Origin of the sequence: Pseudomonas sp. AP19 (assembly GCF_001728855.1) — a bacterium.
Taxonomy (GTDB): domain Bacteria; phylum Pseudomonadota; class Gammaproteobacteria; order Pseudomonadales; family Pseudomonadaceae; genus Aquipseudomonas; species Aquipseudomonas fluorescens.
Map to the genome: position 1 here is coordinate 1 of NZ_LXJP01000059.1, position 14206 is coordinate 14206.

Genomic DNA, 14206 nt, shown 5'->3' on the forward strand with positions numbered 1-14206 from the left:
CATGAGCCGCCGAGGAAACTGCTGGGACAATGCCGTGGCTGAGTCTTTTTTCAGTAGCCTGAAAAAAGAACGCATCCGCAAGAGGATCTACAAAACCCGGGACATGGCCCGTGCCGACGTATTCGATTACATTGAGGCGTTTTACAACCGAACGCGTCGTCACAGTCACCTGGGCGGCGTCAGTCCTGAGGCCTTTGAAAGTGCCTCACTTTGAGGCTGGAAAATGTCTACGGGAGCGGGGGTAGTCCAGGTTCAGAGTCATTTGTTTACACCTTCGAGAGGTAAACACTTAACAAATGTAGCTCTTACTCCGCAAAAATCTGTAAACAATAAAAAGCGAAGCCAAATCAATGGCTTCGCTTTTAATGTTCACCGCTCTTAAAAAACTACACTTCAGAACGGGATATCGTCATCAAAGCTGTCGAAATCCGGAGCAGGCTGTGGAGCGGCCTGTTGTGGAGGCGGCGCCTGACGCGATTGTTGCGGTGCCGACTGCTGCGGGCGCGGAGCCTGCTGGCGTGGGGCCGGAGCGGACTGCTGGTAGTTATTGCCCCCGCCTTGTTGATCGCCCTGCTGTGGACGGCCGCCCAGCAGTTGCATGGTGCCTTGCATGTCGACCACGATTTCAGTGGTGTAACGCTTGATGCCGTCTTTTTCCCACTCGCGGGTTTGCAGTTTGCCTTCGATGTAGACCTGCGAACCTTTGCGCAGGTATTCACCGGCGATCTCTGCAACCTTGCCGAACATCGACACGCGGTGCCATTCGGTCTTCTCGACCTTCTGGCCGGTCTGCTTGTCAGTCCACTGTTCGCTGGTCGCCAGACTCAGGTTGGTCACGGCGTTACCGTTAGGCAAGTAGCGAACTTCGGGATCCTGGCCGCATGTACCGACCAATATGACTTTGTTAACCCCACGGGCCATAACGTTCTCCTAAGCTGGGCGCGCTGTCGGCACTGGGTTGACCAGTTGCTCGAGCGTCGCGCGATCCAATAATTCGGTGTCCAATTTGATGTAAATGGCCGCCTCTTCAGCGACCACTACTGCATCTGTTACCCCGACGACGGCCTTCAGGCGCTCTACCAGGCCAGCTTCACGAATTGCTTCGGGCGACAACGGCAGGCGCAGACTTGTGACGTACGGAGGTTCGCGCATGGTAACAGCAAAGGCCAGCCAAAGTGCAGCCAGCCCGGCGCATCCGAGGAACACAACCGACAAACCGCCATGCTGGAACATCCAGCCACCCATGATGCCGCCCAGCGCCGAACCGAGGAACTGGCTGGTGGAATACACCCCCATGGCCGTGCCCTTGCCGCCCGCCGGTGAAACTTTACTGATCAGCGAAGGCAACGAAGCCTCCAGCAGGTTGAACGCGGTGAAGAACACCACGGTGCCGATTACCAGCGCCCGCAGGCTGTCGCCGAATTTCCAGAAGAATAGCTCAGTGAGCATCAATGTCGCGACGGCGCCCAGGAGAACTCGTTTCATTTTGCGTTTCTTCTCGCCGTAGATGATGAACGGGATCATGGCGAAGAACGAGATCAACAGCGCGGTCAGATAGACCCACCAGTGCTGTTCCTTGGGCAGGCCGGCTTTTTCGACCAGTGCCAGGGGCAGCGCGACGAAGCTGCACATCAGCATCGCGTGCAATACGAAGATACCTAAATCCAGGCGCAGCAGGTCCGGGTGCTTGAGGGTCGGCAGCAATGCTTTGCGTGCGACGCCGGATTCGCGGTGCTGCAGCGTGCCGGTGGAGCGCGGCACCATGAACGCAACGATCACGATCCCGAACAGCGCCATACCGCCGGTGGCGAGGAACAGCCCGTGCAAACCAAAGGCACGTGTCAGCAACGGGCCGACAACCATCGCCACTGCGAACGACAAGCCGATGGTCATGCCGATCATGGCCATGGCCTTGGTACGGTGTTGTTCGCGGGTCAGGTCCGAAAGCAGCGCCATGACGGCGGCGGAAATCGCGCCGGCGCCTTGCAGCACGCGCCCGGCAATCACGCCCCAGATCGAATCTGACTGAGCCGCGAGCACGCTGCCGAGGGCGAACACGATCAGCCCCAGGTAAATCACCGGCCGCCGGCCGATACGATCGGAAATGATCCCGAACGGAATCTGAAAAAGTGCCTGGGTCAGGCCATAGGCGCCAATCGCCAGGCCGATCAGGGCGGGGGTCGCGCCTGCGAGATCCATTCCATAGGTCGCCAGCACCGGCAACACCATAAACATGCCAAGCATACGGAAGGCGAACACCAGGGCCAGACCGCTTGCTGCTCGGGTCTCGCCGCTACTCATGCGTTCGCTGTGGGGATCGTGCATGGAAAAACCTCGTGTGAACCGGCGGCGATTCTACCAGTCCCATCGATAGAGAGGGTATATGCGGCGCTTTGCCGCGCAGCTTTCATGTAAGGCTGCACCCGGCACTTTGACAGTGTATATTCATCCAGTCTTTAGCCGTATACTCCTGCATTATTTACGCCCGCCGTGCGAGGCCATCTTGGACAAGATCCTGATTCGTGGGGCTAGAACCCACAACCTGAAGAACATCGACCTGACCCTGCCCCGGGACAAACTGATCGTCATCACCGGCTTGTCCGGGTCCGGCAAATCGTCCCTGGCGTTCGACACGCTGTATGCCGAAGGTCAACGTCGCTATGTAGAGTCACTGTCGGCGTATGCCCGGCAATTCCTGTCGATGATGGAAAAACCTGACGTCGACACCATCGAAGGTTTGTCGCCGGCGATTTCCATCGAGCAGAAGTCGACTTCCCATAACCCACGCTCCACCGTGGGCACCATCACCGAAATCTACGACTACCTGCGTCTGCTGTATGCGCGCGTAGGCATTCCGCGCTGCCCGGACCACGACATTCCCCTGGAAGCCCAGACTGTCAGCCAAATGGTTGACCTGGTGCTGGCCCAGCCCGAGGGCGCCAAGCTGATGCTGCTGGCGCCGGTCATTCGCGAGCGCAAGGGCGAACACCTTTCGGTCTTCGAGGAACTGCGCGCCCAGGGTTTCGTGCGCGCGCGCATCAACGGCAAGCTCTATGAGCTGGACGAAGCGCCGAAGCTCGACAAGCAGAAGAAGCATTCGATTGATGTAGTGGTCGATCGCTTCAAAGTGCGCGCCGACTTGCAGCAGCGTTTGGCGGAATCGTTCGAAACCGCACTGAAGCTGGCGGATGGCATTGCGCTGGTCGCGCCGATGGATGACGAGCCGGGTGAAGAGATCATCTTCTCCGCACGTTTCGCCTGCCCGATCTGCGGCCACGCCATCAGCGAACTCGAACCCAAGCTGTTTTCGTTCAACAACCCGGCTGGCGCCTGCCCGACCTGTGATGGCCTGGGGGTTAAACAGTTCTTCGACATCAAGCGCCTGGTCAATGGTGACCTGACATTGGCGGAGGGTGCCATACGCGGCTGGGACAGGCGTAACGTCTATTACTTCCAGATGCTCGGGTCATTGGCGTCCCACTATAAGTTCAGCCTGGAAGTGCCATTCAACCAACTGCCGGCAGAACAGCAGAAAGTCATCCTGCACGGCAGTGGTTCGCAGAACGTCGACTTCAAATACCTGAACGACCGTGGCGATATCGTCAAACGCTCGCACCCGTTCGAGGGCATCGTGCCGAACCTGGAGCGGCGCTATCGCGAAACCGAATCGGCGAGCGTGCGCGAGGAGCTGGCCAAGTTCCTCAGTACCCAACCGTGCCCGGACTGCCGGGGCACTCGCCTGCGTCGCGAGGCGCGCCATGTGTGGGTCGGTGAGAAGACCTTGCCGGCGGTGACCAACCTGCCGATCGGCGATGCCTGCGAATACTTTGGTGTGCTCAAGCTGACCGGACGTCGTGGGGAAATTGCCGACAAGATCCTCAAGGAAATCCGCGAGCGCTTGCAGTTCCTGGTCAACGTTGGCCTGGATTATCTGTCCCTGGATCGCAGCGCCGACACGCTGTCTGGCGGTGAAGCCCAGCGGATTCGGTTGGCCAGCCAGATTGGTGCCGGCCTGGTGGGCGTTTTGTACATCCTTGATGAACCGTCGATTGGCTTACATCAACGCGACAATGACCGCCTTCTGGGAACGCTTAAACACCTGCGGGATATCGGTAACACCGTGATCGTGGTCGAGCATGATGAAGACGCGATTCGCCTGGCGGATTATGTGGTCGACATTGGCCCGGGTGCAGGTGTGCACGGTGGGCACATCGTCGCCGAAGGCACACCTGCCGAAGTGATGGCTCATCCGGATTCGCTGACCGGCAAGTACCTGTCCGGCCGGGTGAAGATCGAAGTGCCCGCCAAGCGTACGCCGCGTAACAAAAAGATGGCGTTGCACCTCAAGGGCGCGCGCGGCAACAACCTGCGCAATGTGGACCTGGAAATCCCTCTCGGCCTGCTGACCTGTGTGACCGGCGTTTCCGGCTCTGGCAAGTCGACGCTGATCAACAACACGCTGTTTCCGCTGAGTGCCACCGCCCTGAATGGTGCCACCACGCTGGAGGCCGCTGCACACGACAGCATCAAAGGCCTGGAACACCTGGACAAGGTGGTCGATATCGACCAAAGCCCGATTGGCCGCACACCGCGTTCCAACCCGGCGACCTATACCGGGTTGTTCACACCGATACGCGAACTGTTTGCGGGTGTGCCGGAGTCTCGCTCACGCGGTTACGGGCCTGGCCGGTTCTCGTTCAACGTGAAGGGCGGGCGCTGCGAAGCGTGCCAGGGCGATGGCCTGATCAAGGTTGAGATGCACTTTCTGCCGGACATCTACGTGCCGTGCGATGTGTGCAAGAGCAAGCGTTATAACCGCGAAACCCTGGAGATCAAGTACAAGGGCAAAAGCATCCACGAAACCCTGGAGATGACCATCGAGGAAGCCCGGGTGTTCTTCGACGCGGTGCCTGCATTGGCGCGCAAGCTGCAGACATTGATGGATGTAGGCCTGTCGTACATCAAGCTGGGGCAGTCGGCGACCACCTTGTCCGGTGGTGAGGCGCAGCGAGTGAAGCTGTCTCGCGAGCTGTCCAAGCGCGATACCGGCAAGACGCTGTACATCCTCGATGAGCCGACTACGGGCTTGCACTTTGCCGATATTCAGCAATTGCTGGACGTGCTGCACCGCTTGCGTGACCACGGCAACACAGTGGTGGTGATCGAGCACAACCTTGATGTGATCAAGACCGCCGACTGGCTGGTGGACCTCGGGCCGGAAGGCGGCTCCAAGGGTGGCCAGATCATCGCGGTGGGTACGCCGGAACAGGTCTCGGAGATGCCGCAGTCACATACCGGCTACTACTTGAAGCCGTTATTGGCGCGCGACAAAGCCTGATTGGTCGGGCGCATGAAAAAGCCCCTGTCACGTTGCGGTGACAGGGGCTTTTTTGTAACCGGAATCAGAACTGCGATTGCAGGTAATTTTCCAGGCCAACCAGCTTGATCAGGCCCAACTGCTTTTCCAGCCAGTAGGTGTGATCTTCTTCGGTGTCGTTCAACTGGACACGCAAAATTTCGCGGGTGACATAGTCGTTGTGTTGCTCGCAGAGCTCGATGCCCTTGCAGAGTGCGGCACGCACCTTGTACTCCAGGCGAAGGTCAGCGGCGAGCATGTCAGGCACTGTGGTGCCCACATCCAGGTCGTCTGGACGCATACGCGGCGTGCCTTCGAGCATCAGAATGCGGCGCATCAGTGCGTCGGCGTGCTGTGCCTCTTCTTCCATCTCATGGTTGATACGCTCATAGAGCTCGGTAAAGCCCCAGTCTTCGTACATGCGCGAATGGATGAAATATTGGTCACGAGCTGCCAGTTCGCCCGTCAGCAACGTGTTGAGGTAATCGATTACGTCGGGGTGACCTTGCATCGCCCTACATCTCCCTGCTTGAAAGTCTGTAGTTTGAACCATGATGACCCGGAGGTCACGGGATCAACGGCAGAAAAGTGAAGATTTGTGGTGAAAAGTAGCTGAAATAACGCAAAAACCGCCCAAATGAGGGCGGTTCTGCTTATCGTTTAGAGTCAGTTAATGGTTACGCCCAATCCTCTTGCGATACGTTGGCCGTAATCAGCATCAGCTTTTACAAAGTGTTGCAGCTGCCGCTGGACCACATCACTGGTCACTCCAGCCATGGCACCGACAATGTTGTTGATCAGGAGAGTTTTCTGACCATCGTCCATCAACCGGTACAGCGCACCGGCATGGCTGTAGTAGTCGGTATCCTCACGCTGATCATAACGATCTGCCGCACCATTCAATGCCAAAGGCGGCTCGGCATACTGAGGCGCTTGTTGGGGCGTACCCGCGACGCTGTTTGGCTCGTAGTTAGGCGCCGCACCACCGTAACCAAAGGACATCGAACCGTCACGCTGATTAGTATTGACGGGACTCAATGGCGAATTGATAGGCAACTGCTGGTGGTTGGTACCGACACGATAACGGTGAGCATCGGCATAAGCGAAAACACGGCCTTGAAGCATGCGGTCTGGTGACAGCCCCACACCCGGGACCATGTTGCTTGGACCAAAGCATGCCTGCTCAACCTCAGCGAAGTAATTCACTGGATTACGGTTCAGCTCCAGCTCGCCAACCTCGATCAACGGAAACTCCTGCTGGGACCAGGTTTTGGTCACATCGAAGGGGTTTTCGTAATGAGCAACGGCCTGAGCTTCGGTCATGATCTGGATATTGACACTCCACTTCGGAAAATCACCGCGCTGAATCGCGTCAAACAGGTCACGCTGAGCGTAATCAGGGTCAGTGCCGGCAATGCGGGTTGCCTCCTCGGGAGTCAGGTTCTTGATACCTTGCTTGGTTTTGTAGTGCCATTTGACCCAGTGGCGCTCGCCTTTGGCATTGATCAAGCTGTAGGTATGACTACCGAAGCCATGCATATGACGATAGCCATCTGGAGTGCCACGGTCCGAAAACAAAATTGTGATTTGGTGCAATGCCTCGGGAGAGAGAGACCAGAAGTCCCAGACCATCTGCGCACTTTTCAGGTTCGTTTGCGGCACACGCTTTTGGGTGTGGATGAAGTCCGGGAACTTCAGCGGGTCGCGAATAAAGAACACCGGCGTGTTGTTGCCCACGATGTCCCAGTTACCTTCTTCGGTATAGAACTTCAAAGCGAAACCACGCGGATCACGCGCGGTATCCGCCGAACCACGCTCGCCACCCACGGTGGAGAAACGCAGGAACGTAGGTGTCTGTTTGCCAACGGTTTCAAACAGCTTGGCGCGGGTGTACTGGGTGATATCGCGGGTAACCGTGAACGTACCGTGGGCGCCAGAACCTTTGGCATGTACACGGCGCTCAGGAATGTTCTCACGGTTGAAATGCGCGAGCTTCTCGATCAGATGAAAATCATCAAGGAGCAAAGGACCGCGCGGGCCGGCGGTACGGGAGTTCTGGTTATCCGCGACGGGTGCGCCGCTGGCGGTAGTAAGGATATTACTCATGCTCAATCTTCCTCAGGTCAGGCTAAGAACTGCCGGCTAATCGGCTTGGAGGGAGTATTGACCATCAAGATGACACCATCAAATGCATTAAATCATGGACTTTGATAGAAAATAACTAACGAACCGTCCTGGCAAATAGCTTTGGTTTAGTAAGAGCGTCGCGGTAGCGACCTGAAGAATATAGAAGGCTTTTCTACCGCCCACAAAAAACCGGGCACTAGGCCCGGTTTTTCGTTGCAGACTGTCGTCTTACTCGGCGCTTACAGCTTCGCCGGCAGTAGCACGATCAACCAACTCGACGTACGCCATAGGCGCGTTGTCGCCAGCGCGGAAACCGCACTTGAGGATGCGCAGGTAGCCACCCTCACGGGTAGCGTAACGCTTGCCCAGGTCGTTGAAGAGCTTACCAACGATAGCTTTCGAACGAGTACGGTCGAAAGCCAGACGGCGGTTAGCCAGGCTGTCTGTCTTGGCCAAAGTGATCAGCGGCTCAGCAACGCGACGCAGTTCTTTAGCTTTCGGCAGTGTAGTTTTGATCAGCTCGTGCTCGAACAGCGACACCGCCATGTTTTGGAACATGGCCTTGCGGTGCGAGCTGGTACGGCTCAGGTGACGACCACTTTTACGATGACGCATGGTTCATTCCTTACCAAACTCACGTTCGGTGATTACGACGATCAGGCAGTCGCCTTGTCGTCCTTCTTAAGACTTGCAGGCGGCCAGTTGTCGAGGCGCATGCCGAGGGACAGACCGCGGGAGGCCAGAACGTCCTTGATTTCAGTCAAGGATTTCTTGCCCAGGTTCGGAGTCTTCAACAGTTCTACTTCGGTACGCTGAATCAGGTCGCCGATGTAGTAAATGTTTTCCGCCTTAAGGCAGTTAGCCGAACGTACAGTCAGTTCCAGATCGTCAACCGGGCGAAGCAGGATCGGATCGATCTCGTCTTCCTGCTCGATTACCACTGGTTCGCTGTCACCTTTGAGGTCGACGAACGCAGCCAACTGCTGTTGCAGGATGGTTGCAGCGCGGCGGATAGCCTCTTCAGGATCCAGAGTACCGTTGGTTTCCAGATCAATAACCAGCTTGTCCAGGTTAGTACGCTGCTCGACACGGGCGTTTTCCACCACGTATGCGATGCGGCGAACCGGGCTGAACGAAGAGTCAAGCTGCAAGCGACCAATGCTGCGGCTTTCGTCTTCATCGCTCTGACGCGAGTCGGCCGGTTCATAACCACGACCACGAGCTACAGTGAGCTTCATGTTCAGGGCGCCGTTAGACGCCAGGTTAGCGATTACGTGATCGGGATTAACGATCTCGACATCATGATCCAGCTGAATATCGGCAGCGGTAACCACCCCCGAACCCTTCTTCGACAAGGTCAGCGTAACTTCGTCACGGCCGTGCAGCTTGATAGCCAGACCTTTAAGGTTCAACAGGATTTCAATTACGTCTTCCTGTACACCTTCGATGGCGCTGTACTCGTGGAGCACACCGTCAATCTCGGCCTCGACTACTGCACAGCCGGGCATTGAGGACAACAGGATGCGGCGCAGCGCGTTGCCCAGGGTGTGGCCAAAACCACGCTCGAGAGGCTCGAGAGTGATCTTGGCGCGGGTTGGACTGACAACCTGCACATCAATGTGGCGGGGTGTCAGGAACTCATTTACCGAAATCTGCATGGATGCACCTATTTTCTAGCCCTTACTTGGAGTAGAGCTCGACAATCAGGCTTTCGTTGATGTCGGCGGACAGATCACTGCGAGCAGGAACGTTCTTGAAAACGCCCGACTTCTTCTCAGTGTCTACTTCTACCCATTCTACGCGGCCACGTTGGGCACACAGATCGAGAGCTTGGACAATGCGAAGTTGGTTTTTTGCTTTCTCGCGAATCGCGACAACGTCACCAGCACGAACCTGGTACGACGGAACGTTAACGGTTTGGCCGTTTACGCTGACGGATTTGTGCGATACCAGCTGACGGGATTCGGCACGAGTCGAACCAAAGCCCATACGGTATACAACGTTGTCCAGACGGCATTCGAGCAGTTGCAGCAGGTTTTCACCGGTTGCACCTTTCTTGCCAGCAGCTTCTTTGTAGTAGCCGCTGAACTGACGCTCGAGAACGCCGTAAATACGACGGACCTTCTGCTTTTCACGCAGTTGGGTGCCGTAATCGGACTGGCGACCGCGGCGTTGGCCGTGGATACCAGGTGCTGCTTCAATGTTGCACTTCGATTCGATCGCGCGCACGCCGCTCTTCAAGAAGAGATCGGTGCCTTCGCGACGAGCGAGTTTGCATTTTGGACCAATGTAACGAGCCATTCTTTACAATCTCCTGGATTACACGCGGCGCTTCTTCGGCGGACGGCACCCGTTGTGCGGGATTGGCGTCACGTCGGTGATGCTGGCGATCTTATAGCCACAGCCGTTCAAAGCACGGACAGCAGACTCACGACCTGGACCTGGACCTTTGACGTTAACGTCGAGGTTTTTCAGGCCGTATTCCAGCGCAGCTTGACCAGCACGTTCAGCAGCTACTTGAGCAGCAAACGGGGTGGACTTGCGGGAACCGCGGAAACCCGAACCACCAGAGGTAGCCCAAGACAGCGCGTTACCTTGACGGTCGGTGATGGTCACGATGGTGTTGTTAAAAGATGCATGGATGTGGGCGATGCCATCAACCACTGTCTTTTTAACTTTTTTACGAGGACGAGCAGCAGGTTTTGCCATGATAATTTTCCTGTCGATTCGCGTGGGCGATTACTTGCGGATCGGCTTACGCGGACCTTTACGGGTACGCGCGTTAGTCTTGGTACGCTGACCGCGTACTGGAAGACCACGACGATGACGCAGACCACGGTAGCAACCGAGGTCCATCAAACGCTTGATTTTCATGTTGATTTCGCGACGCAGGTCACCTTCAGTGGTGAACTTCGCCACTTCGCCACGCAACAGCTCAATCTGCTCGTCGCTCAGATCTTTGATCTTAGCGGCTGGGTTTACCCCAGTGTCTGCGCAAATTTTCTGCGCAGTAGTGCGACCAACACCATAGATGTAGGTCAGCGAGATAACAGTGTGCTTGTTATCTGGAATGTTAACGCCTGCAATACGGGCCATTCAGTGGGACTCCAATTGACAGCTACCTACGCCCCGGAAGCCAAGAAATAGGGCGCGAGATAATATCGCTGTAATAACAAATAATCAACCCGGCAGCGCACTAGCTGCCGGGCTTCAAGCGGATCACACTCAGCCTTGGCGCTGTTTGTGACGCGGTTCCGCGCTGCAAATTACTCGAACAACACCTTCGCGGCGAATAATCTTGCAGTTACGGCACAGCTTTTTCACCGATGCACGAACTTTCATCACCAACTCCTCGAACCTTATGGGGTACTCAGCGCAACATGCCGCTGCCGTAGCCCTTCAGGTTGGCTTTCTTCATCAGGGATTCGTACTGGTGCGAAACGAGGTGCGATTGTACTTGGGACATGAAGTCCATCACAACCACGACCACGATCAGCAACGAGGTCCCGCCAAGGTAGAACGGAACGTTTGCTGCAACCACCAGGAACTGGGGAAGCAAGCACACGGCCGTCATATATAGAGCACCGAACAGGGTCAAACGAGTCAAAACGCCATCAATGTAGCGTGCAGACTGCTCACCTGGACGGATGCCCGGAATAAAGGCACCGGACTTCTTCAGGTTTTCCGCTACGTCTTTCGGATTGAACATCAACGCCGTATAGAAGAAGCAGAAGAAAATAATCCCTGCACTAAACAGCAGAATATTCAACGGCTGACCAGGAGCGATCGACTGAGAGAGGTCCTGCAGCCAGCCCATATTTTCAGACTGACCAAACCAGGTACCCAACGAAGCCGGAAACAGCAAAATGCTGCTCGCGAAAATTGCCGGAATAACACCGGCCATATTCACTTTCAGCGGCAAGTGGCTGGTCTGCGCAGCAAAAACCTTACGGCCCTGCTGACGCTTGGCGTAGTGAACAGCAATACGACGCTGGCCACGCTCAATGAACACCACAAAACCGATAATCGCTACTGCCAGCAAACCGATGGCAACCAGAGCGAAGATGTTGATATCACCCTGACGTGCAGACTCGAAAGACTGCCCAATTGCTCTCGGAAGACCGGCGACGATACCTGCGAAAATCAACATCGAGATACCGTTACCAACACCACGCTCAGTAATCTGCTCACCCAGCCACATCATGAACATCGCACCAGCCACAAACGTGGATACCGCGACGAAATAGAAGCCAAAGTCACCAGTGAACGCAACGCCCTGCCCCGCCAGACCAACGGACATGCCGATAGCTTGAACCAGGGCGAGGACGACAGTGCCGTAGCGGGTGTACTGGCTAATCTTGCGACGGCCAGCTTCACCTTCCTTCTTCAACTGCTCCAGCTGCGGGCTGACGGCGGTCATCAGTTGCATGATGATCGATGCCGAAATGTACGGCATGATCCCCAGTGCAAAGATGCTCATCCGTTCCAGCGCGCCGCCGGAAAACATGTTGAACAAGCTAAGAATGGTCCCCTCATTCTGTCGAAACAGGTCTGCGAGTCGGTCCGGGTTGATACCTGGAACCGGGATGTGTGCGCCTATTCGGTAGACGATAATCGCCAGGAACAGAAAACGCAGACGAGCCCAAAGTTCAGACATACCGCCTTTGCCGAGCGCTGAGAGAGCACCTTGCTTAGCCATTTATTCCTCGAACTTGCCGCCAGCTGCTTCGATAGCCGAACGCGCACCTTTGGTGGCGCCGATTCCCTTGCCGATAGTGACAGCGCGAGTCACTTCACCGGACAGCATGATTTTCACACGCTGTACGTTGACGTTGATCACGTTGGCATCTTTCAGGGTCTGCACAGTAACGATGTCGCCTTCCACTTTAGCCAGCTCGGACAGACGCACTTCTGCGCGGTCCATGGCTTTCAGGGATACGAAACCGAACTTAGGCAGGCGACGATGCAGCGGCTGTTGACCGCCTTCAAAGCCTGGAGCGATGGTGCCACCGGAGCGGGAGGTTTGACCTTTGTGGCCACGGCCACCAGTCTTACCCAAACCGCTACCGATACCACGGCCCGGACGATGCTTTTCGCGACGGGAACCCGGCGCTGGACTCAGATCATTGAGTTTCATCGATTAACCCTCTACACGCAGCATGTAGTAAGCCTTGTTGATCATCCCGCGATTCTCGGGAGTATCCTGGACTTCTACAGTGTGACCGATGCGACGCAGACCCAAACCTTTAACACACAGTTTGTGGTTAGGGATGCGGCCGGTCATGCTTTTGATCAGCGTTACTTTAACGGTAGCCATGATCAGAAGATCTCCTTGACAGTCAGACCACGCTTCGCAGCGATGGACTCAGGAGATTGCATAGCTTTCAAACCTTTGAAAGTGGCGTGAACCACGTTTACCGGGTTAGTCGAGCCGTAGCACTTGGCCAGAACGTTCTGAACGCCAGCAACTTCGAGGACAGCACGCATAGCGCCGCCAGCGATGATACCGGTACCTTCAGAAGCAGGCTGCATGTACACCTTCGAAGCGCCATGGGCGGACTTCATTGCGTACTGCAGCGTGGTGCCGTTCAGATCAACTTGGATCATGTTGCGACGAGCAGCTTCCATTGCCTTCTGGATCGCAGCAGGCACTTCACGTGACTTGCCACGGCCGAAGCCAACGCGCCCTTTACCATCACCAACCACGGTCAACGCGGTGAAAGTGAAGATACGGCCGCCTTTAACGGTTTTGGCTACGCGGTTAACTTGAACCAGCTTCTCAATGTAGCCTTCGTCGCGCTTTTGGTCGTTATTTGACATAACTTAGAACTCCAGCCCAGCTTCACGAGCAGCATCAGCCAGCGCTTTCACGCGACCGTGGTACTTGAAGCCAGAGCGGTCGAAAGCCACTTGCGAGACGCCCACGGCCTTAGCACGTGTAGCGACCAGCTGGCCAACCTTTGTGGCCGCGTCGATGTTGCCGGTGGCACCATCACGCAGTTCTTTATCCAAAGTCGAGGCGCTTGCCAGGACTTTGTTGCCGTCGGCCGAGATGACCTGGGCGTAGATGTGCTGCGACGAGCGGTACACGCAGAGACGCACGACTTCGAGTTCGTGCATTTTCAGGCGTGCTTTGCGAGCGCGACGCAGTCGAGTAACTTTTTTGTCGGTCATTTGCTATGCCCTACTTCTTCTTGGCTTCTTTACGACGGACGACTTCGTCCGCGTAGCGCACACCTTTGCCTTTGTACGGCTCTGGTGGACGGAAGTCGCGGATCTCAGCGGCCACCTGACCTACCAGCTGCTTATCAATACCCTTGATCAGGATATCGGTTTGGCTAGGGGTCTCAGCGGTGATGCCTTCCGGCAGTTCGTAATCCACTGGGTGCGAGAAGCCAAGGGCAAGGTTCAAAACCGTGCCTTTTGCTTGCGCTTTGTAACCAACACCGACCAGCTGGAGCTTGCGCTCGAAGCCTTGGCTTACGCCTTGGACCATGTTGTTTACCAACGCACGCGTGGTACCGGCCATTGCGCGAGTTTGTTGATCGCCATTGCGAGCAGCGAAACGCAGCTCACCAGCTTCTTCAACGATCTCAACGGACGAATGGATGTTCAGTTCAAGAGTGCCCTTGGCACCCTTCACCGAAAGCTGTTGGCCTGCGAATTTTACTTCGACACCGGCTGGCAGCTTAACGGGGTTCTTAGCGACGCGAGACATGCTTA

Annotated in this window: 18 protein-coding genes; 2 read left to right on the plus strand and 16 right to left on the minus strand. The window is 56.2% G+C overall.

All coding sequences use genetic code 11. From position 1 onward, the window contains the following. On the plus strand, positions 1-214 hold a 214-nt coding region (locus A7D21_RS28105), incomplete at its 5' end, for an IS3 family transposase (RefSeq protein WP_141718280.1). 179 nt (positions 215-393) lie between these two features. Here A7D21_RS28105 and A7D21_RS28110 read toward each other — a convergent pair. Together A7D21_RS28110 and A7D21_RS28115 are read right to left on the minus strand one after the other, a co-directional pair. Continuing rightward, positions 394-921, minus strand: a complete 528-nt coding sequence (locus tag A7D21_RS28110) for a single-stranded DNA-binding protein (RefSeq protein WP_010467282.1) — start codon at positions 919-921, stop codon at positions 394-396. Between the two features lie 9 nt (positions 922-930). Further along, complete coding sequence (locus A7D21_RS28115; protein WP_053258269.1) at positions 931-2325, minus strand: MFS transporter; 1395 nt, start codon at positions 2323-2325, stop codon at positions 931-933. 178 nt (positions 2326-2503) lie between these two features. On the opposite strand from A7D21_RS28115, the gene uvrA reads away from it, so the two are divergent. Beyond that, the gene (gene uvrA, locus A7D21_RS28120) at positions 2504-5338 is read left to right on the plus strand and encodes an excinuclease ABC subunit UvrA (protein ID WP_069553225.1); all 2835 of its coding nucleotides are present in this window, start codon (positions 2504-2506) and stop codon (positions 5336-5338) included. A gap of 64 nt (positions 5339-5402) precedes the next feature. Here uvrA and bfr read toward each other — a convergent pair whose 3' ends face one another. The 14 genes from bfr to rplF form a co-directional block, all read right to left on the minus strand. Then, positions 5403-5867, minus strand: coding sequence for a bacterioferritin (bfr, locus tag A7D21_RS28125; RefSeq protein WP_015886133.1), 465 nt, complete (start codon positions 5865-5867; stop codon positions 5403-5405). A gap of 155 nt (positions 5868-6022) precedes the next feature. Beyond that, complete coding sequence (locus A7D21_RS28130; RefSeq protein WP_211264821.1) at positions 6023-7462, minus strand: catalase; 1440 nt, start codon at positions 7460-7462, stop codon at positions 6023-6025. Between the two features lie 249 nt (positions 7463-7711). Next, the gene (rplQ, locus tag A7D21_RS28135) at positions 7712-8098 is read right to left on the minus strand and encodes a 50S ribosomal protein L17 (protein WP_003176402.1); all 387 of its coding nucleotides are present in this window, start codon (positions 8096-8098) and stop codon (positions 7712-7714) included. 41 nt (positions 8099-8139) lie between these two features. Then, positions 8140-9141, minus strand: coding sequence for a DNA-directed RNA polymerase subunit alpha (rpoA, locus tag A7D21_RS28140; RefSeq protein WP_003176403.1), 1002 nt, complete (start codon positions 9139-9141; stop codon positions 8140-8142). A 22-nt stretch (positions 9142-9163) separates the two neighbouring features. Next, complete coding sequence (rpsD, locus tag A7D21_RS28145) at positions 9164-9784, minus strand: 30S ribosomal protein S4 (protein ID WP_003210056.1); 621 nt, start codon at positions 9782-9784, stop codon at positions 9164-9166. An 18-nt stretch (positions 9785-9802) separates the two neighbouring features. After that, the gene (gene rpsK, locus A7D21_RS28150; RefSeq protein WP_002555466.1) at positions 9803-10192 is read right to left on the minus strand and encodes a 30S ribosomal protein S11; all 390 of its coding nucleotides are present in this window, start codon (positions 10190-10192) and stop codon (positions 9803-9805) included. Positions 10193-10222: 30 nt separating this feature from the next. Continuing rightward, positions 10223-10579 carry a 30S ribosomal protein S13 gene (gene rpsM / locus A7D21_RS28155; protein WP_003210063.1) on the minus strand — a complete coding sequence of 119 codons (357 nt, stop codon included), beginning with the start codon at positions 10577-10579 and terminating at the stop codon, positions 10223-10225. 129 nt (positions 10580-10708) lie between these two features. Beyond that, the gene (gene rpmJ, locus A7D21_RS34790; protein WP_002555468.1) at positions 10709-10825 is read right to left on the minus strand and encodes a 50S ribosomal protein L36; all 117 of its coding nucleotides are present in this window, start codon (positions 10823-10825) and stop codon (positions 10709-10711) included. Positions 10826-10853: 28 nt separating this feature from the next. After that, positions 10854-12182: a preprotein translocase subunit SecY gene (gene secY / locus A7D21_RS28160; protein ID WP_016969470.1), complete on the minus strand. Its 1329-nt coding sequence runs from the start codon at positions 12180-12182 to the stop codon at positions 10854-10856. After that, a complete protein-coding gene (gene rplO, locus A7D21_RS28165) occupies positions 12183-12620 on the minus strand; it encodes a 50S ribosomal protein L15 (RefSeq protein WP_003176407.1) in 438 nt (145 codons plus the stop codon). A gap of 3 nt (positions 12621-12623) precedes the next feature. Beyond that, positions 12624-12800 carry a 50S ribosomal protein L30 gene (rpmD, locus tag A7D21_RS28170; protein WP_003176408.1) on the minus strand — a complete coding sequence of 59 codons (177 nt, stop codon included), beginning with the start codon at positions 12798-12800 and terminating at the stop codon, positions 12624-12626. Between the two features lie 2 nt (positions 12801-12802). Then, the gene (rpsE, locus tag A7D21_RS28175) at positions 12803-13303 is read right to left on the minus strand and encodes a 30S ribosomal protein S5 (RefSeq protein ID WP_003176409.1); all 501 of its coding nucleotides are present in this window, start codon (positions 13301-13303) and stop codon (positions 12803-12805) included. Between the two features lie 3 nt (positions 13304-13306). After that, positions 13307-13657, minus strand: coding sequence for a 50S ribosomal protein L18 (gene rplR / locus A7D21_RS28180; protein ID WP_017135964.1), 351 nt, complete (start codon positions 13655-13657; stop codon positions 13307-13309). A 10-nt stretch (positions 13658-13667) separates the two neighbouring features. Then, the gene (rplF, locus tag A7D21_RS28185; RefSeq protein ID WP_003176412.1) at positions 13668-14201 is read right to left on the minus strand and encodes a 50S ribosomal protein L6; all 534 of its coding nucleotides are present in this window, start codon (positions 14199-14201) and stop codon (positions 13668-13670) included. Positions 14202-14206: the final 5 nt, after the last annotated feature.